Source organism: Streptomyces sp. NPDC044044, from assembly GCF_056434405.1.
The window spans coordinates 1,155,853-1,182,128 of sequence record NZ_JBWKFG010000001.1 but is presented as its reverse complement, the minus strand read 5'-3'; the positions used below and the strand labels follow the sequence as shown (position 1 = coordinate 1,182,128).

Below are 26,276 nucleotides of genomic sequence, written 5' to 3'. Positions count from 1 at the left end.
GGGTGTTCCGTCCTTGTAGGCGCCGTTGGTGTACGTGCTCCAGTCCTCCCCACCGGCGTGGGGGTGTTCCGGCTGGCTGCATCGTGGTCGCCGGGCTGAACCCGTCCTCCCCACCGGCGTTGGGGTCCGTCGGCACCGTGGGAGGTGACGAGGCTTGCCTCATCCTCCCCACCGGCGTGGGGGTGTTCCGTTCCCGTGGAAGATGGTCACCGGCCTGAAGGAGTCCTCCCCACCGGCGTGGGGGTGTTCCGAACTCGGAAGAGGATCTCTGGAGGCAGGGGGCGTCCTCCCCACCGGCGTGGGGGTGTTCCGAACTTCTTGTTATCGGCGTCCCCACCTGCGATGTCCTCCCCACCGGCGTGGGGGTGTTCCTGTGTATCTCGGTCCGAGGACTGCCCAGGCTGGGTCCTCCCCACCGGCGTGGGGGTGTTCCGGAGTTCACCCCGGCCACCGCTCCGCCCATCCCGTCCTCCCCACCGGCGTGGGGGTGTTCCGGCCCAGTTGGAGGCGGCGGCGAACGCTGCGGCGTCCTCCCCACCGGCATGGGGGTGTTCCGGCTTCGCGCTGGCCTTCGCGTTCGGTGCCGCAGTCCTCCCCACCGGCGTGGGGGTGTTCCGGCCAACGCCGAGGCCGTCACCGTCCCGCCGATGTCCTCCCCACCGGCGTGGGGGTGTTCCGCTCGCCGGGCAGCGCGACGCGATCGCCAAGAAGTCCTCCCCACCGGCGTGGGGGTGTTCCGGCTGCGGCGTAGCCCTGGCGCAGGCGCGGGTAGTCCTCCCCACCGGCGTGGGGGTGTTCCGAATAGGGGGCTGGCGTGCCCGAGAATGACCCGTCCTCCCCACCGGCGTGGGGGTGTTCCGGAGACCTCGCCGCTCCGCAGCAGCATGCTGATGTCCTCCCCACCGGCGTGGGGGTTGTTCCGACGTTGACCGCAGCGCAAGCCGTCACGCCCGCGTCCTCCCCACCGGCGTGGGGGTGTTCCGACGCTGCTCTCTGACGAGGAACACGCCCTCGTGTCCTCCCCACCGGCGTGGGGGTGTTCCGTTGCGGGGCTAGCCCCCCGAGCCCCGATCGTTGTCCTCCCCACCGCCGTGGGGGTGTTCCTGCGTTGTCGATGCTGCCGAGAACGTCGAGTGCGTCCTCCCCACCGGCGTGGGGGTGTTCCGTCGAGACGGCCATCCACCCAGACGACTGCCTCGTCCTCCCCACCGGCGTGGGGGTGTTCCGAGACGCGATGGGCTCACGGGGCTCGGGGGTGAGTCCTCCCCACCGGCGTGGGGGTGTTCCGTCGTCGCCGGTCATGATCAGGGCGAACTCGTCGTCCTCCCCACCGGCGTGGGGGTGATCCGGATCTGGTTCAAGTCCCGTCACTCACCCTGAAGTCCTCCCCACCGGCGTGGGGGTGATCCGCCGTCCGGTGGGATGACACGGCGCTGGACGCGGTCCTCCCCACCGGCGTGGGGGTGTTCCGCCGGGCGTGCTCACCTTCGGCCCGATGTCGGAGTCCTCCCCACCGGCGTGGGGGTGTTCCGCTGCCCTTGCGGACGGCTCCGTCCGGAGTGCCGTCCTCCCCACCGGCGTGGGGGTGTTCCGGGATCGGTGTACTTCGGTGGCTTCGGACCTGGGAGCGGGGCGACAGGGATCAGACAGCCCGTGTGTGGGAGATCCCAGCCGTCCGACTTATAGATCGGCGCTTGCCCGGGTCGCACACCGCGGCCGGCGTTCTTCGCCAGTTTTTGAATTGGATCACGCCAATCTGTACGTCTTGCCCCTCGGCAGTTGAGTCGCCTGTTAAATGTGGTGCTCCCGTGCCCCACGAGGAGAGTGCGGCGGAGCATTGAGGGGGGACGAGGCCGCCTCAGAGATCATCACCACCAGCGGGCCCATCGGGGCCAAGACGCCGGACCTCGCTGAACTGAGGAAGCCGGCGCCTGGGACAGGTACCTCAAGAAGGCCGCGGCTGCCGAGGCGCAGCCAACGGTGCCGCACGAAACGGTCGGCCCCGCGCGCTCTGGCGCAGCCCGGTCGCCCGAGGAATCGGCAGTGCCCCCTGCACAGCAGGACCCTGTATCCGCGCCACAGGTATCGCTGCCCGAGCCCTCTCACACCATGTCCAAGGTTGAGTGTCTCGAAGGTCTGGGGAGCAAAAAGTTCTTCATCAAGAGCCGCTTTGCCGTGTGCTCAGGACGCGAGTTCACCAACACGTGGTTCACGAACCGGGAACCGCTGGGGGTGAGCCATTTCACGGTATTGGCCATCGGGACCATTGCGAAGAACAGTCGCACCATGACCGTCACTTATCACTTCGTCTCCTTCAATGCTTCGAGGCGGCAGAATGCGGCTGCTCTGGGTATCACGACGAGGGCGAAGGTCGCACAGAGCTGGCCGAGCACCGCGAAGTACAAGCTCGGCGGGACTACCTTGCCCCTGAAGAAGACGTGGTCACAGCTCGTTGCTTTGGGCAGCTTCAAGCACACGGTTTATGCGGCCGCCGACCAGGGCTCCAGCGGATCCACGGACACCATATTTGCCGCCTACCAGCCCAACATCAAGTTGTCACCCCCGCCAGGTTGGACCATCGGCCTGCCCGGCAGCAGCGACATCTTCATGCTGCCGCCCCGCTGGGACAAGGCCACGTACCTGCCGAACAGAGCAAAGAGCTCGTAACGGGATCTTGCTGAACGGCCTGCTCGGGCGTGCCTGCTGTGACCATCTGACCATTTAGGTAGGTGTGATACGTCGCCGAGCAGACCTTCACCCTGCTCCACCATCAAGCTGCTCACGGTCCGGTGGGAGCGACGTGCCGAACTCCACGACGCCCTACTCTCGTTGGCCTGTAGCCCCATCTACTTGAGGGCGCCTTGAGAAGGCCAACTCATGATCCATTTACGAGCCCTATGCAGCCGTGCCGAGAGCCGCCCGCATAGCATCCCGCAGAGACTCGATAGCTCGGCGAAGCGCCGCTTGGACTGGGGACCGGGTGCCGCATTCGTCGCCGCTGATAAGCGCGTCCCGTAGGTCCCGCAGCTTATGCTGGGCGTCTTCGGTGACACGGACCACAGAATCCGGCGCAGTGATAGAGATCCGATGGGCCAGCTCGTAGGTGCCACCTTCACGGAAAGCGTCGCGGACCTGGCGCGCCCGCTCGTCGGGGCCTGGGTCCGGTAGTCGACGAAGGTCCTTGAGGTGGGTACGTGTGCGCTCTAGAGCAGCCAGGTAGTCCCCGTACAATTGCCGCTCGATCTCCCCCTGGCGAGTGTCCTTTTCCCGGCGCCAGCGGACCCGGTCGGCGAGCAGTGTAGAGCCGACGCCGACAATGGCGCCAAGTCCCGTACCGATAAGCGTTTCCCACCCCACTCGGCTACCGTACAGCTCGTAAAGCGATCTTGAGCGGATGTACTGGTCGAGCGTGCCCGATGTGATGATCTGACCGTTGGTGGCCATGTGAGTACTCGGCCGTGGATCGTGGACAATGCCCTATGGGAGCTGATCGAGACGTTGCTGCCGCCCTGGCCGGAGAGGTCGCCGGGGCCGAAACCGGTGGACGACCGGTTGTGCCTACAGGGCATCTTGTACGTCCTACACCAGGACATTGCCTGGCAACTCCTGCCGCTGGAGCTGGGGTTTGGCTCCGGGCAGACCTGCTGGCGCCGTCTGGACCGCTGGCAGCAGGCGGGAGTCTTCGAGCAGTTGCACCGGATCCTGCTCGCGAAGCTGCACGCGGCCGGCGAACTCGACTGGTCGCGTGCTTGCGTGGACGGCTCCCACGTCCGCGCGAAAAAGGGGGTGCCGCAACCGGTCCGTCGCCGGTCGATCGGCGCAAGACGGGCAGCAAACACCATCTGATCTGCGACGGCCGCCGCACCCCGTTGCACGTCATCACCACCGCCGCGAACGTCAACGACATCACCCAGACCCTCGCCCTGGTCGATGGGACCCCGCCGGTGGCCGGACGCCCCGGTCGTCCCCGCCGACACCCCGATGCCGTGCTCGGTGACAAGGCGTACGACGCCCGGGCCGTACGTCGCGAACTGCGCCGACGCCGGATCCTGCCGGTGATCTCCCGCAAGGGCTATCCGAACATCAAGGGCCTGGGCAAGCTCCGCTACGTCGTCGAGCAGACCTTCGCCCTGCTTCACCAGTTCAAACGCCTTGCCGTCCGATGGGAACGACGACTCGAACTCCACGACGCCTTCCTCTCATTGGGCTGCAGCCTGATCTGCTGGCGACGCCTCAAGAAGGCCAGCTCATAATCCTGTTACGAGCTCTAAGCGCGGCGAAGACTGATCTCGACGCTCGTCGCATAGGTGTAGATTCCCCCGTCTCCCGGCACCATGGAGAACGGGTCAGCATCACCCTTGGGGCAGGCCTTAGGCGAGAAGTCCGTGTCGAAAGTCCCTCCTCGCTTCCACTTGACCACGACTTGGGCGCAGCGTCCATCATCATGCAAATCCTGAACAGCGCCCTTGACTTGGGTTAGGCTCCACGTTCCAGCCGCCTTACCCCAGTCGTAGTTGATGCGCCAGTTCGTGGCGGCATTCGCCTGAGAAGGCAGAGCCAGAGTGAAGGCCAGCGCGGCGGGTACCGCGAGCAGAGCAGACTTGCGTGCGAATCGCACGTTCAGTTCCCCCTTAGACGTCGTTTCTGTTGGCGTGATCATTCGTTGGGCCATGTGTGACAGATCTGGTTGAGCGGTTGGTGCCGGACGAGTTGTGGATGCTGTTCCGGCGCGTGGTACCGCCCACTGAGGTGAAGCGTCGGCAAGGCGGTGGCCGGCGTCGGGCCGGTGACCGTGAAGCTCTGGCCGCGATCATCTCCGTGGCGACGTCTGGCTGCACCTGGTGGCAACTGCCGCCGGTGTTCGGACCGGCCTGGCCCACGGTCTACCGGCGCTTCGCCCAGTGGAGCCGGGACCGCGTCTGGGCCCGATTGCACCGGGTCGTGCTCGACGAACTCGGTGCCCGGGGTGAGCTTGACTGGTCGCGGTGCGCGATCGACTCGGTCAGTGTCAGGGCTGCAAAAGGGGGCCTTGACGGGACCGAATCCGACCGATCGCGGCAAGCTGGGATCGAAGATCCACCTGGTCACCGATCGCAACGGTCTGCCGCCGTCCCTGGGTATCTCCGGTGCAAACATGCACGACAGCCTGGGCTTGGAGCCGCTCGTGCGCGGGATCCCGCCCATCCGTTCCCGCTGCGGGCCGCGCCGTCGGCGTCCGGCGAAGCTGCACGCCGACAAGGGTTACGACTACGACCATCTGCGTCGGTGGCTTCGCAACCGTGGCATCTCCCACCGCATTGCCCGCAAGGGCATCGAGTCCTCGAAGCGGCTCGGCCGTCACAGGTGGGTAGTAGAGCGGACCGTGTCCTGGCTGGCCGGATGCCGACGGCTCCACCGTCGATACGAGCGCAAGGCCGAACACTTCTTGGCCTTTGTCGGCATTGCGGCAGTCCTCATCGGACATCGCCGCCTCGCACGCTGATCTGCCAGATCAGTCCGTCAACGGAGTCAGAGCATCCGGTCGGGACAGCGCCTCGGACAGCGCCAGTCCGTCTCTCGCGGCAATCGTCCGACGAACCCGAAGCTCAGCGCGTGTACGCGGTCGGTACTTGGGTTCCTTGCCGCACCCGCAGACCGACAGCCCTTCGTAGCGAAGCCCTTCGCCCAACACCGCTGCCACTACGGACCATCGGCGAACATCACGCCTGGGTGGCGGCGCGAAGTCATGACCAGCGCAAATGAGCGGCTGGGAGCAGTTCGGGCATAAGTGCTCCCGCTGCGGATGGGCGTGCTGCTTGAAGCTGACACGGCATGAGACGCACGCATAGTGCAGCTTGTAGTAGGTCATGGCGTAGAAGCACACCGGATCACCGTACCGAGCACTCCTCCAGGCGGACCACCTCTTTCAAGCAGTCAGCAGTCTGCCATCAGAAACGATGTCTTATTCCTGCATCAACATGCCGCGAACACCGGAGCGCAGAATTCGCTCCGGAATCAAGTAACTGCAGGGGCATGGCCTGTGAAGCCAGCGTCGCCTCCGAAGCCCCCGCCACCATGCCTGAGCGCCACATCCGCAGGGGCAGGATTGGCCAAAGCTACACAAGCGGGGGCGCAGCATCAGTCCAGCACCCCGAGCTCAGTGTCCGGTCGGCCTTGGAGGCAGGCGCGGATACCGCGGGCTAGCTCCCACCGCGCCTCGTCGCATGTGACGGCCGTGCGGCGTTTCCCTGCTTCGCCACGCCCGCACGCCAAACGTAGAGGGCAAACGATCAACTACGCGCAGGCCGGCCGCTCGGGTCTGGTTCACCTTCTGTCCCGCGGAGTGCGATGCGTGCCCAGACAGTCTTTCCGTGTCCGCCGGCGTCAGTGGTCCATCCCCAACTGACGGCGAGTGCTTCGACGATCGGCAGACCGCGATTGCGTTCCGACAGGGGTGCCGGTGGCGCGTACCGGGGGCGGCGGCGACTCGAATCGCGGACGACACAGAGAAGGGTGCGAGGGCGGGGGGCGAAGGCGAGCCATACCCCTGCTCTCCTGGCCGAGGTCGTACGTCCACGGCCGTGGCGGACGGCATTGGCGACGAGCTCAGAGGCGATCTGCACGGTGTCGTCGCCGACCGCCTGAAGGTTCCAACGCTGCAGGACGCTGCGCGTGAACTGGCGGGCGATGAAGCAGCAGTCGGTGGTGGCAGGGATGTTCCGGGCAGCGAAGGGGGTGCTGCCGAGACCTGCGTCGACGGCAAGGTTCGTCGTGGTGGCCACGGGCTCTCCGAGGAACAGCGGCGTGTGTCCGCTCACGGGCTGGGTGAATGCCGGTTGCGGCCACAGTGCGCCGCTCTGATGTGGCGTCATCGTCCGTCCCCCAGGAGCGTTGCCGCGCGTCGAGCACGACGTGCTGTCGCTGGCGTCACTATTCCGGCCGAACGCTCGTTACGGCAAGTGGGTCCCTGCAATTGCAGAGACCAGCAATTCGCACACTCGACCGACTTCGGCGATCGGTGACGGATCGCTCTAGCGGAGCAGCCGGAAAGAAGGGGCAAGACCGATGCAGCAGGTACACAACGGCATGGTTGCGAGCTCGATCGAAGGCGCCGCCTGGCGCAAGACCGCGCGCAGCGGAGGGAACGGAAACTGTGTAGAGGTCGCCAAGCTGCGCAGCGGTGAGGTCGCGTTCCGCAATTCGCGCTTCCCCGAGGGCCCTGCCCTGATCTTCACGCCCGGGGAGATCTCGGCGTTCCTGGGAGGGGCTAAAGACGGTGAATTCGATTTCACTCTCTAGTTACTTAGGGCTAGGTCATGGTTAGTTCCTGACGCGCCCGGCTCGCGCTGCCATACTCGGTCTTCTCGAGAGATCACAGAGGAGATTTCGGTATGGCAGCCGAACGGATGGCGCCGTCGATTCTTGGTTTTCCGCATCGACCGCAGTGGGGGCCAGGTGCGCATCGCAAGGCGCTGGCAGGGCACTTGCGGCGTTGTCGCGACCATGCAGGGGTGACTTCCCGGCAGGCCGCCCAGTGCGTTGAGACGTCGGAGTCGACGCTCAGCCGCATGGAGACCGGCCTGGCAGCGCTCAAGCAGGGAGACATCGAGCGGCTCCTGGACCTATATGGGGTGAGGGACCCGCACGAGCGGCAGCGGATCGCGCTCTTGGTGCACCAGGCGGCGCAGCCAGATGCGTGGCAGCCTCTCGCGCAGGCCGCGGCGCCGCATCTGCGGCCGCTGTTGGCCATGGAACCTGCCGCCCGGCGCATCATCTCCTACGAGCCCCAACTGGTGCCAGGGTGGCTACAGACCGAGGAATACGCACAGACCGTGATCCGCGCCTCCCACCCCACGGCGCCGGCCCGTGAGATTGAGGAGCGGACCCGGCTGCGGCTCCAGCGGCTGCAGATGCTGCGCCGGCAAGGCGATGCGCCGGTGCTCTTGGCGGTCATGGACTCCGAAGTGCTCCGCCGTCAGGTCGGCTCGCCAGGGGTGATGTTCCGTCAGATTCAACACCTGCTGGGCCTCCTGGATGAGCTGCCTTACCAGCTGCATCTGCGGATCGCCCCGCTGGAAGCAGGGGCTGCGGGCGCCATCGGACATCCCATCGTCCATCTGCGGTTCTTCGCTTCGGACTATCTGCCCGACATGGTGTACCTCGAGCAGTACGAGGGAGCGCTCTACGACGAGAAGCCGGCAAACTCCGAGCGGTACCTGGCAGTGCTCAACAACCTGTGCGGCGTGGCCTCGCTCGCCCAGCACACACGTTCCCTGCTGGCGGAGGCGTTGACCTACTGGCGCTGAGAGGTGGTCGAGCTTCGCCCAGCGCTCATCGCTTCACACAGCCGACGCCGCCGAACTCCTGCCACTCCCACGTCAGTTGTGCGGGTACGTCGTCGTTACCGGGCCGCCATGTCGAGACTTCCACCAGACCGGGGTCGAGCAAGTCCAAGGGGGCGCAGAAGTCGGCGACGTCGCTCTCCTCGCGGACGCGGCCCCAGTGCCCACGGGTCTGTTCGGCCATGAAGTCCGTGACAAACTGGCGGGTTTGAGATGAGTCGCTGACCAGCTGGCAGACCACCATCATGCTGCCGGCCGGGAGCCGGTCCGCCACGCGGGCCACCAGTTCGGCGGGCCGGTCGCAGTCGGGAATGCAGTGCAGGACGGAGACGAAGAGCACGGCGACCGGCTCGCTGAGATCGATCAGTCTGCGCACCGGTTCACTGTTGAAGATCTTCTCGGTCTCTCGCATGTCTTCTTCGAGAACGGCAGTGTTGGCGTTGCGCTCCAGGAGGAGACCGCCGATGCGGCGCACGATGGGGTCGTTGTCGATGTAGACCACCCGGCTGGCCGGGTCGACGCTCTGCGCGATCTCGTGGACGTTGTCTTGTGTCGGAAGGCCCGAGCCGTGGTCGATGAACTGGCGGATGCCGTATTCAGAGGCAAGGGTGCGCACGGCACGCCGCAGGAACTGGCGGTTGTTCAGAGCGAGTTCGCGCATGCTCGGCACCTGTTCCAGCAGGGCGTCGCAGGCGGCACGGTCGGAGGGGTAGTTGTCCTTGCCGCCCAGCAGGCTGTCGTACATGCGGGCCACGCTCGGCGTATTGACATCCACGCCGTACGGAAGGTCCATGTCCGCCCCCGATATCCCCGGCACGTCCGGTGACGTGCGCCACAGCAAAAGAGTGTAGGAGGAGGGCGACACCAGGACACCAGCTGTCGGCCAAATATCACCCCTTGGAGCAGCCGCCCGCTGCCAGCAGCCCGGCGAGATCAGCAGATCCGATCCCCATCACCTCGGCGGCCTTCTCGGAGCTGAGGTGCATCTGGTCGTGCAGCAACACTGCATCCCGCCGAAGCGCCCCCAACTCTCCCTCCTCTGCGATCCCCCCAAGCGCCCCATCGACGTGACCGTGCAGGATGCGCCACGCAATCGCTGCTGGTTCGGAACTGCGCAGCACCAGGTGCCAGGTCACTGCCAGCTCAGTGAATGCCGCGGCCACGGTTGCCTCGGCCGCATCCGTACAGCCAAGCCGTAAGAGGGTGTACCCCAGGTAGGGCTGGTAGTGACGCTGCCGGAAGGCATCAAAGGAGGCCAGTGCGGCGCGCTGCGACCGCGCTCGCCTGCTTCGGGGGTCACGCTCTGGGGGCGCGCCGCCGCCCGCTGCCGTCCTGGTCACAGGACGTGCTTGCTCGGAGGTCATCGCTGCGTCCCTCTCAGCTCGCCGATGTTCGCCGTCCCATCGGGAAGCCTGGGGTCATCGCACATCAGGAAGGCATAGTGCACCGCCTCCCACAGCGGTTTGATGTCCCCAGGGTGTCCCCCGAGAGCCGTGATCAGCGCGGCCAGCGCATCCCACTCCGGAATGTCGCGGCCCGCCAGGGTGCGGCGGGCCGCCGCCGCGCTGACCGCCCTGTAACTGCGTTGCTCAATCTGTTCCGCCGTGGGGCTGTGCGCGGCCAGGTGCAGTCCCCGCACCGCTGCGTGCAGCTGAGCGATCGCCCCGACCGCGGGCTGCCGCAGCGGCGTCGCGATGCCATGGGCCGCCTCGAACAGCACCCGCAGATCGGCCGGATCCGACTTGAAGAGCACCGCGAGGGAACACACCAGGTCCCAGGAAGGAAGCCGGTCCCCTGACAGGACCCGGGAGATGAAGGAGGGCGACAGGCGCGTGGAGTCCGCGACTTCCTTGATGGTCAGATGGCTCTCTGCCTGCAACTGGGCCAGGGCCGACGTCAGCTGGCCCACCGAATCCGCATGCCTGATGCCGCCCGGTTCCTCGGCCGGCCACAGGGATCCTCGCCCCTCCCCCTCGGCATGCCGGTGGGAGCGGCCTCTGCCTTGCCGAGCGGAAGCAATCCGTTTCTCGTTGGCGTGACGGTCTATCATCCGCACCACCCGCTCCGGCCCCCAGCGGGTCCGCGCCGTCTCCGGCGCCACGTGGGCGGCCTGTCCGACTGCCTCCCATTTCTCACCGCGGTGGCGGGCATCTTGGACCGCGGCCGCGGTGTAGATATCAAGCTCCCGCCGAATCACTTGGGCCCGCTCCAGCAGCGTGCCCAAGTCCTCTTCCCTCACTTCCCCGTCCACCAGCTGCCGCGCCAAACGCTGGACTTCCAGGGCAACCGCCTGCCCTAGCGGCCCCTGCCGCTCCGCAACCGGCGAGCTGCGCGTCTGGCGCTGCCGCTGGGCCTTGCGTCGGCATGCCGTGCTGCAATACCTGCGGCGACGCCCCGCTCCGGGCTTCTGTTCCAGCGGAGCGTCACATACGGCGCAGCTCAGCGGCTGCGACAGACCACTCGTCAAGGCGTTCTCCTCTCCCCTCCAGCCAGCGCGCGGAACCTGAGATCCAGGACCGCACCACGTCCGTCGGCGCCCTGGTGGGGGCGGGCACCTGCCCGGCCCCACCAGGCCGGTGGTCAATCCAGGCGTGCCCAGAGGAACTGGATCCTGGAGCTACGGGCTGCCGCTGCGGCAATCCCGGCAAGGGCCACGCAAGCCCCGGCCGAATACTGTGCGGCGCCGGGCAGCACAAGAGGCAGGATCACGACGGAAACGGGGCCCAGGCCGAGCGTGACAGCGAAGGCACGGAGACGTGCGGAATACCGGCCGGTATTGCTAGCGTCCAGAGGCGTCCCGGCAACCACTGCTCCGTGGACGATATTTTGCTCAGTCAATTTTCCCCTCCAAAGGAATTGACGACTGGCCAGAATACGGAGGGGCCCTGGTCGCCAATGGTGCCAACCTGAGACCGGGGCCTCCTCTCCGGCGTGACACTAGCGCCCCTCACACACACTCGGCCATCAGAGTGAGTCACTTCCGGGTAGGCGAACGCACCGGCGTACGAAATTCCTTTACCTCGCTCCTGTGCTGAACACCATTCGCACACTAAAGGCAATTTATGATCAGTCTGGATCGGCTCCGATCGCCCTCGTCTGATAAATGGTCGCCACCCTCCCTGCGCCCCAGTGTGAAAACCCAGACAATGCGCTCCGGCTCACCACAGCACCAGCCCCCCCAGGGCCAGCCTCTCCTCGCCAAAGGGCCTGCACCGATCACAGACCTCTGGCGTCGCCCCGTCATGACCGTCCGAGTCGCCGACCGATGGCGACACCGTGACCATCCGTTCGACGGCTACGCGACCACGATCGGCAAGTTCGAGACCACAATGAGAACTGCAGCTCTGGCACGGCTGCTTCGCGCATGTTCTGGATCTGCAAGAGATTGTGACCGTGCTCGAAGCGGCTGGCTCGTAAGCGCCGGCGCCGCGGACTGAACGACCGCGACGCAAGAGACCTTCCCCATCCGGGTGAACGAGGCCACAGGCCAGAAGGACCGCGAGGCTCCTGTCCGGTTCATTGCTGCTGCGGCTAACCACCGCTCCCCGGAGGCGCTTCGGCCCTCCTGTTCTCCACGCTCGGGCGAACCGGTCCCCAACCTTCCCCTTCTGCGTCTCCTTTTCGGATCCTCGGAACCCCTCCGATTCCCGCCGCCGTTTCACCGGCGCAGCAGGTCCTGGAGGTGCGGGTGCTGCTCGGCCTCCTGGGGTTCCGCAACGCCTACACGCGCTACCCGTTCGGCATCGTCTGGGTCCACCCGCAGCCGGACGGGATCGCTCTGCATGCGGAGAGCGAGCAGCCGAGATTCTGTTCAACCTGCTGCCCACCTGCGTTTCCGAGCAAGAGTTCACGACGTGCCCGGCATACGCATCACCAGGCGCAACCGCACGTCGATCGAGCTCAGCGTGCTGGGCGCCAGGGCAACGACATGGAACAGGCGTTCACCGCCCTGCGCAGCTACGCCCGCGCACACCACCGCCGTCTCTCCGACGTGGCCCGCGCCTTCATCGACGCCTCCAGCTCGCGGCCACCGGGCGTGTGCCACAGCACTTCGAGACGGTCGGGGTTGCCTGTCTGCAGTTCCATCAGCCGCTTTCCAGGGCTGACGCTGGTGCCGATCTTGACGCGGGTCGATCCAGCAGAGCCGATCACGTACACAAAGGAGTCGCCGCCCGGCGTGGACGAGGTCACGGCCGCGACTGTAGAGGGGCCCACTGACATCCCATGCCCCTCACGGGAGGTGGTTTCCGGCTTGCCGTACGTCTCCAAACCCGAGTTCGCCGTCAGGCCTGCCTCACTCTCGGCTTCGCGGAAGGGTCCAGGCTGTGTTGCCTAAGATCCGAGTAGATGGGGCTCGCGAAACAGGCTCTAACGGAGTTCCGTGAATCGACTGAATCGCCCACTATGGTGATTTCGTGACTCAATGCGGCTCGTGCGGAGATGAGTACCAAGACGCGAACGCCCACCAGTGCTCACCCGAGGGGCCGCCATGCCACCACAGCGAGTGCCGCACGAAGGACGTGCAAGCACATGCCGGGGTGGCGGAGGTCGTCGCAACGGCCGAATCCGCTTCCATTCAGACAACGACCCATCTCTGGCTGATCTGGGCCGACGTCGCGGTCGATCGCGCGCGAGCGGCACGTAGTGCCCGCAGTGCGGCGCTTCAGGCGAGTGACAGCGCGGAAATGTCGCACTGGATGCGTCGGGAGTTCGACGCATCGCTGGTCGCCGTAGCGGCCTCAGCCCATGCCCTCGATGCTCTCTACGGATCCACGGCCGTACCCCAATCGGTGCGAAACAACTGGGTCGATATGGACACTCCACGACCGGGGAAGATCCGCGAGGCGCTGAAGCTCGTCTTCGAAACAGGCCCCAGGAACACCCCATGGGTCACCGAATTCAAATGGCTTTTCAGTCTTCGGGATGCCGCAGCCCACGCAAGAGAGCGCCCGAGGCAGACGGTGCCTCACCCTCTGGGCACGGCCACCGCCGCCGAGTTCGTCGACTACTCAAAGGAATCAGCAGAGCGAGCCGTCGACCACATGATCTCGGTCCTCCGGTGGTGTGCTGACCACCCCCGGCCCTCCCAACCGACCGCCCAGCAGTGGGCAGTATCCCACCAGCCAGACATCGCTGGACTGGAAAGTCGCTGGACACAGACATAGAGCTAACGCCCCACTCCACGAGGCGGTCCGCACAGAGCCGCCGCCCCAGAAGGCCAGCCGATCAGCGGTCTCGGAGGCGACGGACACCGTCACCTCCCCCGGCGTACGGATACCCAGGTCGAGACCCATCAACGACCTGAGGCGGGTCAACTCGAGCCCCGCCAATCCCACTTCGCGCAGTCGTTCGTTGCGGTCCACATGGGGAAACTGTCCGAGAAGGCGCGAGGACCTTCCTGATTGATCGACGCCCGATATCTTGGTCAGGTGGACGATGAGGCTGGTGCATCGCAGGACGACGACCCCGTCACGAGCCGGGAGCAGGACGCCGTACGGATCCTGCTGCTGATCAACGGGGCGAGCGAGATTCCGACCGGAGCCGATCTCGCCGACCCCGGACTCGCGGGCGCGGTGGGAGTTGTCCGGACGCAGGTGAGATTGCAGAAGCTGGACTTTTGGCTACGCAATCCGGACTACCTGGCTGATGAGCTTCTCACCGACTACGAGAGCAGCCAGGAGCCGGGGCTTCTGCGATGGGCCAGCAGGATTCTGGACTCCGAGGAACCGGAAGTCCGCCGCTACCCCATGCTGCGCCATCACTTTGGTGCGTACGAACCACTCGACGATGCACTTGCTGTCCTGCGCAGTGCGGGCCTTGTGGTCCGCCGGCGCCGGGGCACCGTCAACCGTGTCCGTCAGCACGACTATTACCTGCTGGACGCCGGTCGGCAGGTCGTGCAGGACATCGTCAGCAGCGTGCCCGAATTCACGTACTACGTAGACAGAGTCGCTTTGGTCATCGCGCTCGCCGACGGGCTGGGGGGCAGCGACTTGAAGGCCCGTCAGTATCTGCAGCGGGAGTACGCCGAGACGGCCCGTGGCACGAGGATCGGCTCCGTGAGCGTACGCGCACGGGAGCGACTGGACAGATTGCGAGCGCAGGCCGAGATGAACAGCGTGGGGGCGGGGGAATCGTGAGGGACGCCGAGACTCCGCTGGAGTCCAGGATCGCCACTGCTTCGGGTGAGACCGTCGAGAGTGTCCGAGACGTCTTCAATACCTACGGCCTTCCGTTGGTGAACACCCCGGCCCGGCCGCGAGGGCTACGGCTGCATCGCCTGCGAGTGTCCGGTGTGCGTACAGGAAGCCTTGATCCAGGCCCCTTTGACACAACCCTGCACTTCGCCTCGGGGCTCACTGCCCTGGTGGCCGCGAACCTGAAGGGCAAGACCAGCGTCCTGGAACTGATCACCTGGTGCCTGCGAGGTACTCCGCGAGGCCTTCAGGCCGGAGTGCGGCACTGGCTCAGCGAGTTGGACCTCGACGTGGTCGTCGCCGGGCAGCCCATGGGCTTTCGGATCGACCTCGTTGACGGGGAGATCACTTCCGCCGTCGTTCTGATCTCCCCGGACGTCCAGGCTCTGGAGTCTGCACGAACGCCTGACCCGGCGCGCGACATCACGCCCGCTGTCCGGGCCAACAGCTCGGACAGCTTCGCCAGTCAGGTCCAGGCCCTCATGATGGACCGGCTCGATCTGCAGCCACTGGTCAACAGCTTCAACGAGACCAGTACCCAGACGCACGGCTGGCCTTCGTACTACGGATCGATCTACCTGCCCGCAGGCGGGGACAAGGCACTCCTGGGTGACCAGATCATGGGCGGTCTGCCGGGGCGGCTGCTGCAAGTGTTCCTGGATCTGCCGGCCGCAGCGACCCTGACCCGCGTCAAAACTGCCTTCGATGTCCGCAGCACCGCCTACAAGAACCGGCGAACCGCGGCAGAAGAGGCAGTCAGCGCACGCCAGGCCGAGCGGGAACAAGTCGTAGCCGACCTGGGCAGGGCTCGCGCACGACTTGAGGCCCTCGGTCCGGCGGACGAAGAAGAGTCGCTCGCCGGCCTTGCCGCAGAGGCCGCCGCACTGGCCCGCCAGGTCGCCAACGCCCAGGAATCCTGGGAAGAGCTGATGCAAGTGCACCGCCGGGCCCGCAAGCAGCGGCAGCGGGACGCCAAGATCCTCAACGATGTCACCGAGAGCGCTACGGCCCGTCTGCTCTTTCACGGCCTGGACCCCAAGGCATGCCCTCGGTGCGATCAGGAGATCGCTGAAGACCGCAAGTCCCATGAGCGGGACGCCCACGCGTGCGCCGTGTGTTCGCGGCCTGTCGCGGGGGATGACGAAATGCCTGAAGAGGTCACAGCCGAGGCCGGCCAGCGGCTGGCCGAGTCCGTCAGCGCGGAGAGCGAAGCACACGAGGCCCTGGAGGAAGCGGAGGCGACCCTCACCCGCCTCACCAATTCCCTGGCGGTCGTGGAAGACCGGCTGCGAAGCGCCCGCACCGTCACACAACTGCCTGAGCGCCTCCTGGCGCAGGAAACGGTGTTGCGCCTGGAGGGCGCGCTCTCGGTGTTCCCTCAGCTTCCGGCGGTGACGGACGATCCTGTCGAGGCAACAACCATCAAGGTCCTTGGGGCTGGCACCCGCGTACTCGAGGACGACAGCAAGAGCGCGGCCTCCCTTCTCTTCGACGAGGTCAACGAGCAGATCCTGCAGCTCGGACACCGGTTCGGCATCACCTCCCTGGAATCAGTGGAAATCAACCGTGCAGCTCAGCTGCGGGTGATCAAGGACGGCGGCGTCAAGGACACGTTCAGCAAGCAGAGTGCGGGTGAGCGCCTACGACTGCGCATCGCCGTGGTGATCGCACTGCTGCGGGTGGGAGCCAAGCACGGGATCTCCACGCATCCCGGGCTGCTCCTGATCGACAGCCCCAAGGCCGAGGAAGTCCAGGATCTGGATGCCCACACCCTGCTGGGCGAGCTGTCGTCCCTGGCCGCCGAATCTCAGCTACAGGTACTGGTCACAACGGCAGACTCGACGCTGGCCCACGACGTGCTCCGTGACGACCACATCGTGGAAGCCGCAGCAGGCAAACCCTTGTGGTGACGGTGAGACGACCGCTGAAGGAAGGTCAGCCATGACGCAACTCGCCGACCGATTGAGCGATCTGGCGGGCTCAGGCCAGACGATCAGCTTCGAAACCGTGGGTCTGCCCGAGAGCGTGGTGCACGGTGAAGTCGCAGAGGTCGCGGCCGGGCCTTATGCACCACTGCTTGCTGAGGCGATCACCCATGCCTTCGACCACGACGATCGCGCATGGGACCGGGCGGCAGAACAGTTCTCCGGCGGCTTCGCCCAGCAGCTCAGCGTCCTGCATCTGACCTCCGCTCTAGAGACGTTGCTCGGCAGTACGAACACGGCGAAGGCCCTAGCCAGGCCCCTTAACGGGGCCCTCCTGACCGGCCTCTACGAGGCTGTCCAATCCGTGCCGCTCCTGGCGGCCGCGCGGCTGGAGGGAGCGGTCCGGCTCGCGGTGTCCAAGGTCGTCAGCCCCATAAGAGTGTGGGGCACCCTCGAAGAACTGGACACGCACAGCCCGGAAGACTTCCTCGAGCGTCTTCCACGCATCCTCGGTCTCGCGCTGGACTGCTGGTCCCAGGACGAACAGCTCATCACCGAGACCGTGCGCGGTCTGCTCGCAGAGCTGGCCACCGATGAAGCCAGCGACGTCGATGCCTTCGTGGAACTCGGCTGTGATCACCTGCGGTCCGCTCTCTCCGCGCAGTCGCTGGACAAGGTCAGTGAGCACATCACCACCGCCCGAACATGGTTCAACGCGGCCGAGGCCGCCGAGGAAGCCCGCCACGATGCCCAGGCATACGCTGCCGTCTGTGACGCCGTCCTCGCCTTCACCGCCGAAGACGCAGCGGCAGTCACCGCTGCGGCGGCGCGCCTGGAAACGGCGCTGCACCTGAGGGACGCAGGGCACTGGGGCATGCACCAGCCCGTGTGGCTGCAGCCGCAACTCGCGGCGGAGGTGGCATGGGGGCGACTCGTCCTTCGCCTGCAGCGGGCCGCAGCACTCCTGGACGACGACGTCTGGATGGAGCCGTGGACGGCCCTCGACGACGTCCTGAGCGCCTACACCGCGGCCCGCACGGTGCGCCCCCTGGGAAGCCGAGACGGTTCCGGACTCGCCCTGTTGGTCGAGCCGGCATTGGAAGACTCCTTCGTGCGACGCCAGGCACTCCTGGCTCAACTGCGTCGAGCCGCTTCAGCACCGGAACAACACCCCGGCACCAGCTTCGACCACGCCACGGCTGCCGTCCTGGTGGCGAACATCGATCGCCGTATCGCCTCGGCGACGGCGCAGGCTAGCCGCGAAACCCACACCCCTGCCGGAGACGGCACCGGTGAAAGCGGCCCCTCCGAGAACGACGTCGAGCGTGCACACCGGTTTGCTCCCACCACCGTCAGAAAGCTCGGAATCGATTTCACCTCCGCCCTCGCGCGCAGCATCAGCGATGAGGACCTGGTGGCGATCGACGGTCTCACCCACACCGAAGACCTCGCCCGGCTGCGCAACTCCGATCCCGTCATCGTGCCCTTGCTCAACCGCTTCCTGAAAGAGCTGAGCGCTTTCCCTGACTTCACCGGCGAGACACGGCGCACGTTCTCTCTCCTGGTTGAACAGACCCTGTTGTTCCTCAAAGCGGCTGCTGATCTGGATTCCACCAGCGCGTTCGGCGAGGGCCGCTTCGACACCAACAACAAGAAGGTCAGAATCCGCGACTACCGGCGCCGCTTCAACAAGGCTGATGGCGATGCGGTACCCGTGGAGAACGACCTCCAACAACACTTCTTCTACTGGTTGCTCACCGGACAACTTGGCGCTCTGGTCCAGGTCGAGCCCATCAACCAGGCACTCGGCCGAGCGGACGTCCTCGTCAGCTTCGGACCCCTCCAGTACCTGACGGAGATCAAGAAGAATCACCAGAACACCGATCGGGACTACCTGGAAGGGAAGTACCTGACGCAGGCGGCTGAATACAGCAACACCAACGCCCCGTTCGGGCAGCTGCTGGTGCTCGACCTGACAGAGAAAACCAAGGCCGGCAGTCTGCGCGTGGATGAACTCGCCTGGGTGACCTCGCACCAACCGCCCGGCGCCTCCGTCAACCGTGCCGTGGTCGCAGGCATTGTCACCGGGAACCGCTTCACCCCCAGCGATTTTTCGTGACTCTGCCGACGTACGAACTCACCTGGGCGGCCCGCCGCGCGGGCCGCCCAGAACCATCGAGCCCTAGTCGCCGAGAAGCTCCTCGAAGAATTCCGCACCGTTTCCCGGACGGTCCCCTCGGCGGCACCCCGCGCGATGGAGTTCTTCAACCTGGAATCCCCGTTGCGGCCGTTGCCGTGCGGCGGGATCTCCGGAGGCTCACTGACAGGCATCGCCTCCCCCTGGCCGCTGACGGGAGGCTGAGCGAACGATCCGCGACCGAGAAGGCTCTTGATCTTGCTGAACAGGGACATGCGTCTTCCCTCGATACGAACCGAGGGGTGAGAGAAGGCGCGCTACTCGAAGCCCTCCCAGCGGGTGCGCGTGATCCCTGCCGCACCCAGGGCACGGGAAGGAAATCTCAACTGAGGGAAGCAGCAAGCCGACTGGGCTCAGGCTGTCGGAGGCGACCTCCCAGGCCAGGCGGCCAGAGCCAGTACCCGCACCTTCGGCCGCGGCTCTCGTTGATAGGGATTGCGCCCGCTGGCACGGGCCTGGACGTACCGCTTGACCGTCTTCTGTTCGTGTCTGGTCAAGGTCGCCGCTGACCAGACCGTCCCGGTCAGGTCGTACGCCGCGAGAATTTCCATGATCTCTTTGTCGGACTTCGTCACATGCCCTCTAGGCTCTGCAGATCCCCGATCACCCCTCCGCGATCATGAGCACCGTTCGAAGATCGCTGTCACCTGAGCGGCGGTGCGCGTGGCGGACGAGAACTGGGTTTCGGATCGGTCGTTTTGGGCCCAGTGGGTGTGGAAGGTGCCGGTCCGGTCGGTGCGCTGGTAAGTGCGGGACGGTGTGGCGGGCGAGGGCCTCACCCTCGACGTCGACGCGTGGCAGCAGCCGCTCCAGCGGACGCGGCAGCCACCAGGCCCGCTTGCCGAGCAGGGCCAGCACGGCGGGGACGAAGGCCATCCGGACTACGAACGCGTCGAACAGAACGGCGCTGGCCAGACCGAAGCCGACCATCATGACCATGGACTCGCCGCCGGTCATGAACCCGGCGAACACCCCCATCATGATCAGCGCGGCAGCCCCCACGACCCGGGAACTGTGGCGGAAGCCAGACACGACGGCTTCGGCGGCTCCCGGCTCGTGCTCGATCATGCCGACCATCCTCACCCGGCTTGACCAAACAGATAGGGGCCCCGCGCCAGTCACCGGGGCGAAACAACCAGAGAGCGCGGCGCGCATCAGGCCCTCCAGAGAGTGACTCAGCCGCTTCCCCCGGTTCCAGGTGCAGGCGGGGCGTGTCCGGGTCGTCGGAGCCGGTCTCAGACACGCGTGACCTGCTACTGGTCGCCTCGTTGATCTTGATGTGAAGACTCGAACTCTCCTCGGGACCGCGCTCGCCGCCGTCGCCCTGCCCCTTGCCGCCGCCTCCGCTGCCCACGCCGACCCCGCACCGCCTGCCCCTCCGGCTGCGGACTCAGCCGTCTCCGGGCTGTCGGACGCCGTCTCCTCCCACATCGGACACGTCTTCGAAAGCAACACGCAAATGTGGAGCGAAGGCACCGCCCCGGCACCGCCGCTCGACGTGCCCCAGCTCTGAACCCCCGGAGCGAGGCCCGCTCTCCGGTCAACTCGCGGCAGATCGATTACTGAGCCGACCCCCAACGGACGCGCACCACGCCCCGCCCCCTCTCCGCGGCGGGGCGTTCTCAGCACCAGCCTGTGGACGAACGGGAGATGGACCGCGATGGTTCACCTTGAAGGGCGGGCATATCCAACCCCTGCGCACTGGAGCCCTGAGTCCCGAGACTGGATCTTTCCTAACGGTCAGGTGTGGCAGTCACCCTCGGCGCATAGCTGAACTGAGTCAGTCGGCAGGTCCGGGCTACGCCGCCTCGTAGTGGTGCGCGCGCCCACCCCGCCACGTCACCCACACCGGGTCATCGAGCAGCCCCTCCACGTCCGGCAGACCGGCACGGCTCAAGAACTCGAGCATGTCGCGATCGGAGTGCGCGAGGCCCAGGATCTGCCCGCGCACCGTCACCCGTCGGCCACCCGTACCGGACGGCGGATGCACGGTTATGGGTGCGCTACTCATGTCTCCAGATTGAGCCAGCACCCTGCACGCACCCCGGCAGAGAGCCCCTGCAATACTGCTGGCGTGATGATCGCGGCGCGCTTGATCTTTGTCGTGACGGTGACGTGGACCGCTCTAATCGTGTCGTTCCTCGCGCCCTCTGCCCTGCCTGACTCATGGCAGTACTACGTGTACTCGCCGCTCAGCGCCTGGTTGTGGTTGCTCGCCATGCTCTTCGCTCCCTTTGTCGCCGTGGCAGTGAAGTGGCAGTGGATCAAGCACATGTAGCCACGGGGAACTTGGCTGCCCCTCAAGCACGCCGAGTGCTGCGTCGAGTCGGCAGTGCGAGCAGTCGCCTACCCCCTCATACAGGGCCCGGCGCGCCTGGTCCGCGATGATCCCTTTCGCGCGCGGCGGCTTGGCCGCCATGTCGCAGTGCCCCGCATGTACGTACACCGGTGGTCGCCCCTGGCCGATGCCCTGCTCGATCAGCCAGTCCGGGGCCGGCGGTCGGACTTGCTCGCCGCGGATCCGCTCGGCCTCACGATGCTCCTCGGCGGCGATCCACTCGTCGGTGCGCGCGAGGTCCCGCTCCTGCACGCATCGCAGGCCGAGGCGGGTAAGCGGAGCGTGATCGGTCACATGTTCGAGTCTGGCGGATTTCGGATCACTGGTCACGGCCTGAGGCTTGGCAGATCAAGCGCCATTGGACCCACGTGCAGGATCGACCCCCGGCGGCACCGGGGCCGAAGGGCCGGCCACCATCGCTTGAACCATCGCCGTCAGCACCTCCGCCCTCTGTTCAGCACTCAGCCCGCTTTGCATAGCGACGCGCTCCGCGGCCAAATAGCGAGCGAACTCCAATGGCTGATCAAAGTAGGCGCGCAGGTGGGATGCCGCGGCCTCCTGTGAACGCACGAAAGTCCGACTCACGTAGCCGGACAGGGCCGCAGCAACCGCACCCAAAGCACCCGCCACCACTGAGCCCGCGGTGGTGCTCGCACTAATCGCTACCAGCACGAATCCCACCAGGAGCAGGAACCCCAGAGCCATTGCCACCTGCGCGTTGCGGAACGAACGACGCGCCTGCCCCAGGGCGGTTTGGTGGTAGTGATCAAGCCGCGTATGTGTGAGCGCCCACAACGCAGGTAGCGCCATCTGGGAGGAATAGGAAATGTCGCCGGTGCGGGGACGCACGTCGTCAACGCCTTGAGTCGGCGACGGCGCCAGATCCCCAGGGGAGGTGGCCTTCGTCCCTTCTAGCCTCTCCCGCAACGCCTCCTCTACCTCCTGCTCAGCCTCGCGCACGCGAACTCGCGCTTCGGATTCCTCCGCCGGAACTGAGTGCCACCACGTCCGCACTGCCACGACAGCCCAGGCCGCTAGAAACCCTGATGCGGCGCCGATAGGCCCCGGCAGTTTTGGGTTGGAGATCAGGCTGTCAGCCGCCGCGCCTCCAGCGAAGAAGCAGAAGAGACCGATGAAGGTTGGCACCCCGTAGAGGTAGAGCAGGTTGGCCAGACGGCTGCCCGCTCGTTGGCCTACCTCGCGTACCCACCTCGGATCGATCCCCATGCCTCACAGCATGGCTACTCGGACCCAACGCTGTCTCGGCTTTGGCGCGCGAACCGGTTACTCGACCGGGTCCTCGTCCGCGTGCAGTACAGCCTTCTTCGCAGCCATCTCGACCACATGCCGCGGCTGCCCCGTCTCCGTGGCGTGCACCGTCACGGCCGTCTGGAACGCCTCGGCCGCTTCTGCCCAGCGGCGCCACTGCGCCGCATACTCCTCACCGTCGAGGCCTGCGAGTCCTGCCCGAGCTTCCTCGGAGGATCGTTCCAGCAAGATCAGTTCATCGGTGATGTCTGCCACGAGCGGATCTTAGACTCGGCTCGCGCCGATACGACTTACCGCCCATGCGGGTGACACGAACGCCATACACGGCACGTCGACCTGCCCCGGCTCGCTACGAAGATCACGACCAGTTCGCGATCTTCGAGGAGCCCCGTGCCCGCCATCACCCGTACAGCCATCCTCTTCGCCACCATCGCAGCCCTCGCCACCCCGACCACAGCCCAGGCCGCGACCCAGGCGCCCGAAGCCGGGGAGACCGTCACCCAACCCCTCCAGGCTGCCCTCAAGGCCCTCACCATCAAGGACGAGGACCGCGCCGGCTACGAACGCACGAGCTTCAAGCACTGGGTGGACGAGGACAAGGACAGCTGCTCGACCCGCAACGAAGTCCTGCTCGCCGAAGCACTCACCGAGCCCGAGCAGGGTACGAAGTGCAAGCTCACTGGAGGCCGTTGGTACTCCGAGTACGACGATCAGTACATCGACGGGCCGTCCGGTCTCGACATCGACCACCGCATCCCCCTAGCCGAGGCCTGGGACTCCGGCGCCAAGGACTGGACTGCGGCAGAGCGCCAGGCATACGCCAACGACCTCGGCGACGAGCGAGCTCTGATCGCCGTCACGGCGAAATCCAACCGCAGCAAGGCCGACAAGGACCCCTCGACCTGGATGCCGCCGGCCGAAGGCAACCGCTGCCAGTACGTGGCGCAGTGGGTCGCCATCAAGACCCGCTGGAAGCTCGCCATCGACCCGAACGAGGAGGCCGCCCTGGCCGAAAACTCCACCCGCTGCCCGAACACCCCGGTCAGGGTGCAGCTCGCCCGGTAACCCGGCCGCACGACGCTGAGCCCCACCGCCCGTGCCCGGGTGAGGGCTGGCGGTAGTGCGGTTGGGGACGCGTGGGTGCGGGAAAAGCTTGATCGCTTTATCCATCGCGGTGAAAGGAGCCCACCATGGCTAAGGAGAATCCGGAACCTGACCAGAGCGGTCCCTCGCCCAGGCAGGTGGCCGGCCCGGCGCTGCCGCGGAAGGCGAAGACCCCGGTCACGTACGCGAAGGGCCCGGCCCCCGACTCCAACGGCAGCAGCAAAAGCGGTTCCCCGAGCGGCTCCAAGAACGGCATTGAGAGCGGCGTTGGGAGTGACCCGACCGACACCGAGGAGCAGGAACAGCCAGGTGGCCGAGCGCTGCCGCGGAAGAAACGCCGCGGGAACAGCTAGCCCACGGGCAGACAGAGTGGGGGCGGGCCGCCACCCTGACCGGGCGGCGGCCCGCACTGCGTTCACTCCTCGCCGGTATCAGGGCTGCGGAGAGCCCAGCGCTGCTGTGGGGCGAGTTGTACATTCGCCCGTCATGGACCGAGCAAGCCCTCTGGGGCCTGCCGGAGTTGGCCTGGGACAGGTCCAGGGAACAGTCCGGCGCCCACGAGGTCGGGGCAGTCCTGACCCAGGTCCGCGGTGGCGACGACGGAGCCGAGGGCATCGGTGAGGTAGTAGTGCACCATTCCGTCACGGGTCATGGAATTGAGTGTGCCCCCGGGCTCCCGGTTAAAGCCCGTGTCAACACCGGCAGTTGACGTGGCCGACAGGCCACAGCGGCAGTGAGCCCAGATTTCAGGAGTGACTCTTCCGATGAGCGAGAAAGGAAAGCACTGCTAGCACCAGCCCGGATGCTACGGCAATCACCCCGAGTACGATCGGAACTGTATCGCCGGTGACTGCTCCCGCAATACACGCGCAGATTCCTCCAACAAGCGCAACTATGGAAAACCTTCGCGTCTTCGTTACAGCATCACCTATCGGCGCACTCTTCCGCTCCATAGTGCCGCTTCCCTCTCGTACCTTTGTGATGGCAGCCGGGCCGGAAGGTAGTCCCCCGGCCCGGCACTGTTGGGCTCATAGTCCAGATCTCAGGTTCCCAGTTACGTGCTAGCCATAGGTGAGGATGTCCGCACCGTAGTAGCCAGCAGTACCTCCGAGTGCGCAGCTTCCGGCCCAGACGGCGGTGGAGCATCAGCCAGCCGTAGGTCCGCTCGACCGTCCACCGTTTGGGGATCGGGATGAAACCCCTGGCCCCGGGGATGCGTTGGACGATTTCAAGGTCCATGCCGAGGGTGGCGGCGTGGTCGATGAAGTGCTTGCGGTACCCGCCGTCGACCCACACCTTGCGCAAGCCAGGGTGGTCGGCGGCGGCCTGCTCCAGGAGCGTGCGGCCGGCCGTGGAGTCCTGCACGCTCGCCGCGGTGACCAGCACCGCCAGCAGCAGCCCGAGTGTGTCGGTGATGATGCTGCGCTTGCGGCCCACGATCTTCTTGCCCGCGTCGATGCCCTGGCTGGTGGCGGGCACGGAGGTGGAGGTCTTCACGCTCTGCGCGTCGATCACGCAGGCCGACGGGTGCCTGTCACGCCCTTCCTGTTGGCGCACCAACTCCCGCAGCAGACCGTTGAGCTGGGCGAAGACGCCGTCCTTCTGCCACTTGGCGAAGTAGCCGTAGACCGACTACCAAGGCGGGAAATCGTGCGGGAGATAGGCCCACTGACAGCCGGTGCGGTCCACATACAGGATCGCGTTCATGATCTCGCGCAGGCCGTGCTGGGGCGGTCGGCCGAAGTCCAGGGCCCGGCCGCGGCGCTCAAAGCGCCAGGCGGACAGCACCGGCTCGATCAACTCCCAGCGGGCATCGGACAGATCGCTCGGATACGCACGACGGTCAGTCATGACCTGGGGATACCGCGGAGTGGGGGCGTGCGCCCAGGCGTGTGTCCGGCCTCGCTGAAGCACGGCCCAGACCAGGGCGTCCTGGAATGAGACAGGCGCAAGACGTCCGCTGCCTCAGACGCCACACCATCCGGCCCGGCATACACAGCCAGACCGACAGCCCCACCAGCACCAACCAATTGCCCAGCACAAACAAGTCAATATCACCGCACTACAGAGGAAAACGACCTCTACGAGCCCATCTTCGAACCTCTGTTGGTCTCGCACATCCGCCCCGCTGGAGGACTCCGTAGACACTGGGCTCTGCGTAGACACGGCGCTCACGCCTCTGTCACACAGCTGCGCCGGGACCTCGGCAGGGGGCAAGGATGGGTTCTGGTCAGTGGGTTGTCCACGCCTCGGGTGGCAGGAAGCTCACTGGTGCGTCCATGGCGTCTGCGGGGAGGAACACTGGTCGGGTGAGCAGGCGGTCACCTGCCCGCTGGACGCCGATCACCACGCCCAGGCTTCGTGATCCAGGTTCACCAAGGTTCACGTAGAACAGTTCGGAGAAGGGTTCGCGGATTCCGGCACGGTCGACGATCCACTGCTCGAGCTCCGACGGCGTGCGGCCGACCAACGGGACGCCGTCCGCGTAGAACTGAGGTCCCTTCAGAGCGTCGACCGATATTCCCCGCAGTCGCTCATCCAGGCCGTAGTAGAGCGTCAGCCCCAGCCCCCAGCACTCCCCCTTGACCGTGCCGTACCGATGCGGTGACAGTGCCGCACGTGTGTGGCGCTGGGGGGTCCGCGCGATGCCGCCCAGCGCTGCAGTGACCTTCTCAGGCCGCATCCCAAATCGCAGCGGCCCCACACTCACGAACGGTTCGAGTGACCAACGCCGCCGCCCGCTGTCTGCAAGCACATCCCACACGCCCCACCGGTCAAACATATGCTCAGTCCTTCATTCAAGATTCCTGCCCCCACGCGCCAGCCATCCGCATTCCGCTGCGCGGTAGTGCGAGCCGGACCCCGTGTGGGGCCTCACCCTCAACAGCAGGTCCGTCAAAGGCCCTGGCTGCCGGGAGGGACTGG

24 protein-coding genes, 2 pseudogenes and 1 CRISPR repeat array (1 of these 27 running past the window's edge) are annotated in these 26,276 nt (G+C 66.2%); of the genes and pseudogenes, 11 read left to right on the top strand and 15 right to left on the bottom strand.

Annotation, left to right across the window (positions count from 1 at the left end):
• Positions 1 to 1,593: direct repeats of the CRISPR family, unit length 29 nt; unit sequence GTCCTCCCCACCGGCGTGGGGGTGTTCCG; it reaches 1,424 nt to the left of the window's first position.
• 516 nt (positions 1,594 to 2,109) lie between these two features.
• Entirely contained in the window at positions 2,110 to 2,667 is a 558-nt protein-coding gene (locus AC07AG_RS05770; RefSeq protein WP_478752118.1) for a hypothetical protein, read from the top strand.
• Between the two features lie 228 nt (positions 2,668 to 2,895).
• Here the strand turns inward: AC07AG_RS05770 and AC07AG_RS05765 are convergent, their stop codons facing one another.
• Positions 2,896 to 3,444, bottom strand: coding sequence for a hypothetical protein (locus tag AC07AG_RS05765; protein WP_478752116.1), 549 nt, complete (start codon positions 3,442 to 3,444; stop codon positions 2,896 to 2,898).
• Positions 3,445 to 3,462: 18 nt separating this feature from the next.
• Between AC07AG_RS05765 and AC07AG_RS05760 the strand changes: the two genes are divergently transcribed.
• A protein-coding gene (locus tag AC07AG_RS05760) for an IS5 family transposase (RefSeq protein WP_478752250.1) occupies positions 3,463 to 4,253 on the top strand; the annotation gives its coding sequence in 2 pieces (ribosomal slippage) (positions 3,463 to 3,778 and positions 3,778 to 4,253; 792 coding nt in all).
• 14 nt (positions 4,254 to 4,267) lie between these two features.
• Here AC07AG_RS05760 and AC07AG_RS05755 read toward each other — a convergent pair.
• Positions 4,268 to 4,618, bottom strand: coding sequence for a hypothetical protein (locus tag AC07AG_RS05755; protein WP_478752114.1), 351 nt, complete (start codon positions 4,616 to 4,618; stop codon positions 4,268 to 4,270).
• Positions 4,619 to 4,716: 98 nt separating this feature from the next.
• Between AC07AG_RS05755 and AC07AG_RS05750 the strand changes: the two genes are divergently transcribed.
• Positions 4,717 to 5,482 (top strand): IS5 family transposase gene (locus AC07AG_RS05750; RefSeq protein WP_478752248.1). Its coding sequence is split into 2 segments (ribosomal slippage): positions 4,717 to 5,030 and positions 5,029 to 5,482, totalling 768 coding nucleotides; the frame shifts between segments, so codons are not numbered across the junction.
• Positions 5,483 to 6,269: 787 nt separating this feature from the next.
• On the opposite strand, the gene AC07AG_RS05745 is transcribed toward AC07AG_RS05750, so the two are convergent.
• On the bottom strand, positions 6,270 to 6,851 hold the full coding sequence (locus tag AC07AG_RS05745; RefSeq protein ID WP_478752112.1) for an ATP-binding protein: 582 nt from the start codon (positions 6,849 to 6,851) through the stop codon (positions 6,270 to 6,272).
• A 193-nt stretch (positions 6,852 to 7,044) separates the two neighbouring features.
• Between AC07AG_RS05745 and AC07AG_RS05740 the strand changes: the two genes are divergently transcribed.
• Both AC07AG_RS05740 and AC07AG_RS05735 read left to right on the top strand, forming a co-directional pair.
• A complete protein-coding gene (locus AC07AG_RS05740) occupies positions 7,045 to 7,278 on the top strand; it encodes a DUF397 domain-containing protein (protein WP_478752110.1) in 234 nt (77 codons plus the stop codon).
• A 92-nt stretch (positions 7,279 to 7,370) separates the two neighbouring features.
• Entirely contained in the window at positions 7,371 to 8,285 is a 915-nt protein-coding gene (locus AC07AG_RS05735) for a helix-turn-helix domain-containing protein (RefSeq protein ID WP_478752108.1), read from the top strand.
• Between the two features lie 25 nt (positions 8,286 to 8,310).
• Here AC07AG_RS05735 and AC07AG_RS05730 read toward each other — a convergent pair whose 3' ends face one another.
• The 4 genes from AC07AG_RS05730 to AC07AG_RS05715 all read right to left on the bottom strand — a co-directional run bounded on the left by AC07AG_RS05730 (position 8,311) and on the right by AC07AG_RS05715 (position 12,512).
• On the bottom strand, positions 8,311 to 9,114 hold the full coding sequence (locus AC07AG_RS05730; protein WP_478752106.1) for an SAM-dependent methyltransferase: 804 nt from the start codon (positions 9,112 to 9,114) through the stop codon (positions 8,311 to 8,313).
• A gap of 97 nt (positions 9,115 to 9,211) precedes the next feature.
• Entirely contained in the window at positions 9,212 to 9,685 is a 474-nt protein-coding gene (locus AC07AG_RS05725) for a hypothetical protein (protein WP_478752104.1), read from the bottom strand.
• The gene (locus tag AC07AG_RS05720) at positions 9,682 to 10,545 is read right to left on the bottom strand and encodes a helix-turn-helix domain-containing protein (protein WP_478752103.1); all 864 of its coding nucleotides are present in this window, start codon (positions 10,543 to 10,545) and stop codon (positions 9,682 to 9,684) included. Before AC07AG_RS05720 ends, AC07AG_RS05725 begins: the two co-directional genes overlap by 4 nt.
• Before the next feature lie 1,733 nt (positions 10,546 to 12,278).
• Positions 12,279 to 12,512 carry a GIY-YIG nuclease family protein gene (locus tag AC07AG_RS05715; protein ID WP_478752101.1) on the bottom strand — a complete coding sequence of 78 codons (234 nt, stop codon included), beginning with the start codon at positions 12,510 to 12,512 and terminating at the stop codon, positions 12,279 to 12,281.
• 1,238 nt (positions 12,513 to 13,750) lie between these two features.
• Between AC07AG_RS05715 and AC07AG_RS05710 the strand changes: the two genes are divergently transcribed.
• The 3 genes from AC07AG_RS05710 (at position 13,751) to AC07AG_RS05700 (ending at position 18,562) form a co-directional block, all read left to right on the top strand.
• Entirely contained in the window at positions 13,751 to 14,461 is a 711-nt protein-coding gene (locus AC07AG_RS05710; protein ID WP_478752100.1) for a hypothetical protein, read from the top strand.
• A 227-nt stretch (positions 14,462 to 14,688) separates the two neighbouring features.
• Positions 14,689 to 16,428, top strand: a complete 1,740-nt coding sequence (locus tag AC07AG_RS05705; protein WP_478752099.1) for a hypothetical protein — start codon at positions 14,689 to 14,691, stop codon at positions 16,426 to 16,428.
• Between the two features lie 31 nt (positions 16,429 to 16,459).
• Positions 16,460 to 18,562, top strand: a complete 2,103-nt coding sequence (locus AC07AG_RS05700; protein WP_478752098.1) for a hypothetical protein — start codon at positions 16,460 to 16,462, stop codon at positions 18,560 to 18,562.
• An 816-nt stretch (positions 18,563 to 19,378) separates the two neighbouring features.
• Here the strand turns inward: AC07AG_RS05700 and AC07AG_RS05695 are convergent.
• Positions 19,379 to 19,720 (bottom strand): annotated as a pseudogene (locus AC07AG_RS05695) (MMPL family transporter); the annotation flags it as partial.
• Between the two features lie 199 nt (positions 19,721 to 19,919).
• On the opposite strand from AC07AG_RS05695, the gene AC07AG_RS05690 reads away from it, so the two are divergent.
• Positions 19,920 to 20,153 carry a hypothetical protein gene (locus AC07AG_RS05690; protein ID WP_478752096.1) on the top strand — a complete coding sequence of 78 codons (234 nt, stop codon included), beginning with the start codon at positions 19,920 to 19,922 and terminating at the stop codon, positions 20,151 to 20,153.
• Positions 20,154 to 20,438: 285 nt separating this feature from the next.
• Here AC07AG_RS05690 and AC07AG_RS05685 read toward each other — a convergent pair whose 3' ends face one another.
• The 4 genes from AC07AG_RS05685 to AC07AG_RS05670 form a co-directional block, all read right to left on the bottom strand.
• Positions 20,439 to 20,651, bottom strand: coding sequence for a hypothetical protein (locus tag AC07AG_RS05685; protein ID WP_478752095.1), 213 nt, complete (start codon positions 20,649 to 20,651; stop codon positions 20,439 to 20,441).
• Between the two features lie 153 nt (positions 20,652 to 20,804).
• Positions 20,805 to 21,308: a DUF6233 domain-containing protein gene (locus AC07AG_RS05680; RefSeq protein WP_478752093.1), complete on the bottom strand. Its 504-nt coding sequence runs from the start codon at positions 21,306 to 21,308 to the stop codon at positions 20,805 to 20,807.
• An 18-nt stretch (positions 21,309 to 21,326) separates the two neighbouring features.
• Entirely contained in the window at positions 21,327 to 22,205 is an 879-nt protein-coding gene (locus AC07AG_RS05675) for a TRADD-N-associated membrane domain-containing protein (RefSeq protein ID WP_478752091.1), read from the bottom strand.
• Positions 22,206 to 22,262: 57 nt separating this feature from the next.
• Complete coding sequence (locus AC07AG_RS05670; RefSeq protein WP_478752089.1) at positions 22,263 to 22,502, bottom strand: hypothetical protein; 240 nt, start codon at positions 22,500 to 22,502, stop codon at positions 22,263 to 22,265.
• A 135-nt stretch (positions 22,503 to 22,637) separates the two neighbouring features.
• On the opposite strand from AC07AG_RS05670, the gene AC07AG_RS05665 reads away from it, so the two are divergent.
• Positions 22,638 to 23,312, top strand: a complete 675-nt coding sequence (locus AC07AG_RS05665) for an HNH endonuclease family protein (RefSeq protein ID WP_478752087.1) — start codon at positions 22,638 to 22,640, stop codon at positions 23,310 to 23,312.
• 125 nt (positions 23,313 to 23,437) lie between these two features.
• A complete protein-coding gene (locus AC07AG_RS05660; RefSeq protein WP_478752085.1) occupies positions 23,438 to 23,704 on the top strand; it encodes a hypothetical protein in 267 nt (88 codons plus the stop codon).
• Positions 23,705 to 23,835: 131 nt separating this feature from the next.
• On the opposite strand, the gene AC07AG_RS05655 is transcribed toward AC07AG_RS05660, so the two are convergent.
• The 3 genes and pseudogenes from AC07AG_RS05655 to AC07AG_RS05645 form a co-directional block, all read right to left on the bottom strand.
• Positions 23,836 to 24,003 carry a hypothetical protein gene (locus AC07AG_RS05655; protein ID WP_478752083.1) on the bottom strand — a complete coding sequence of 56 codons (168 nt, stop codon included), beginning with the start codon at positions 24,001 to 24,003 and terminating at the stop codon, positions 23,836 to 23,838.
• Positions 24,004 to 24,461: 458 nt separating this feature from the next.
• Positions 24,462 to 25,202, bottom strand: a pseudogene (locus AC07AG_RS05650) (IS5 family transposase); the annotation flags it as partial.
• A gap of 379 nt (positions 25,203 to 25,581) precedes the next feature.
• Positions 25,582 to 26,133: a hypothetical protein gene (locus tag AC07AG_RS05645; protein WP_478752081.1), complete on the bottom strand. Its 552-nt coding sequence runs from the start codon at positions 26,131 to 26,133 to the stop codon at positions 25,582 to 25,584.
• Positions 26,134 to 26,276 lie beyond the last annotated feature (143 nt).

Coding starts and splice junctions, on each gene's coding strand:
- AC07AG_RS05770 (WP_478752118.1), top strand. CDS start 2,110: ATGTCCAAGGTTGAGTGTCTCGAAGGTCTGGGGAGCAAAAAGTTCTTC.
- AC07AG_RS05765 (WP_478752116.1), bottom strand. CDS start 3,444: ATGGCCACCAACGGTCAGATCATCACATCGGGCACGCTCGACCAGTAC.
- AC07AG_RS05745 (WP_478752112.1), bottom strand. CDS start 6,851: ATGACGCCACATCAGAGCGGCGCACTGTGGCCGCAACCGGCATTCACC.
- AC07AG_RS05740 (WP_478752110.1), top strand. CDS start 7,045: ATGCAGCAGGTACACAACGGCATGGTTGCGAGCTCGATCGAAGGCGCC.
- AC07AG_RS05735 (WP_478752108.1), top strand. CDS start 7,371: ATGGCAGCCGAACGGATGGCGCCGTCGATTCTTGGTTTTCCGCATCGA.
- AC07AG_RS05730 (WP_478752106.1), bottom strand. CDS start 9,114: ATGGACCTTCCGTACGGCGTGGATGTCAATACGCCGAGCGTGGCCCGC.
- AC07AG_RS05725 (WP_478752104.1), bottom strand. CDS start 9,685: ATGACCTCCGAGCAAGCACGTCCTGTGACCAGGACGGCAGCGGGCGGC.
- AC07AG_RS05700 (WP_478752098.1), top strand. CDS start 16,460: ATGACGCAACTCGCCGACCGATTGAGCGATCTGGCGGGCTCAGGCCAG.
- AC07AG_RS05685 (WP_478752095.1), bottom strand. CDS start 20,651: ATGAGTAGCGCACCCATAACCGTGCATCCGCCGTCCGGTACGGGTGGC.
- AC07AG_RS05675 (WP_478752091.1), bottom strand. CDS start 22,205: ATGGGGATCGATCCGAGGTGGGTACGCGAGGTAGGCCAACGAGCGGGC.
- AC07AG_RS05660 (WP_478752085.1), top strand. CDS start 23,438: ATGGCTAAGGAGAATCCGGAACCTGACCAGAGCGGTCCCTCGCCCAGG.
- AC07AG_RS05655 (WP_478752083.1), bottom strand. CDS start 24,003: ATGACCCGTGACGGAATGGTGCACTACTACCTCACCGATGCCCTCGGC.
- AC07AG_RS05645 (WP_478752081.1), bottom strand. CDS start 26,133: ATGTTTGACCGGTGGGGCGTGTGGGATGTGCTTGCAGACAGCGGGCGG.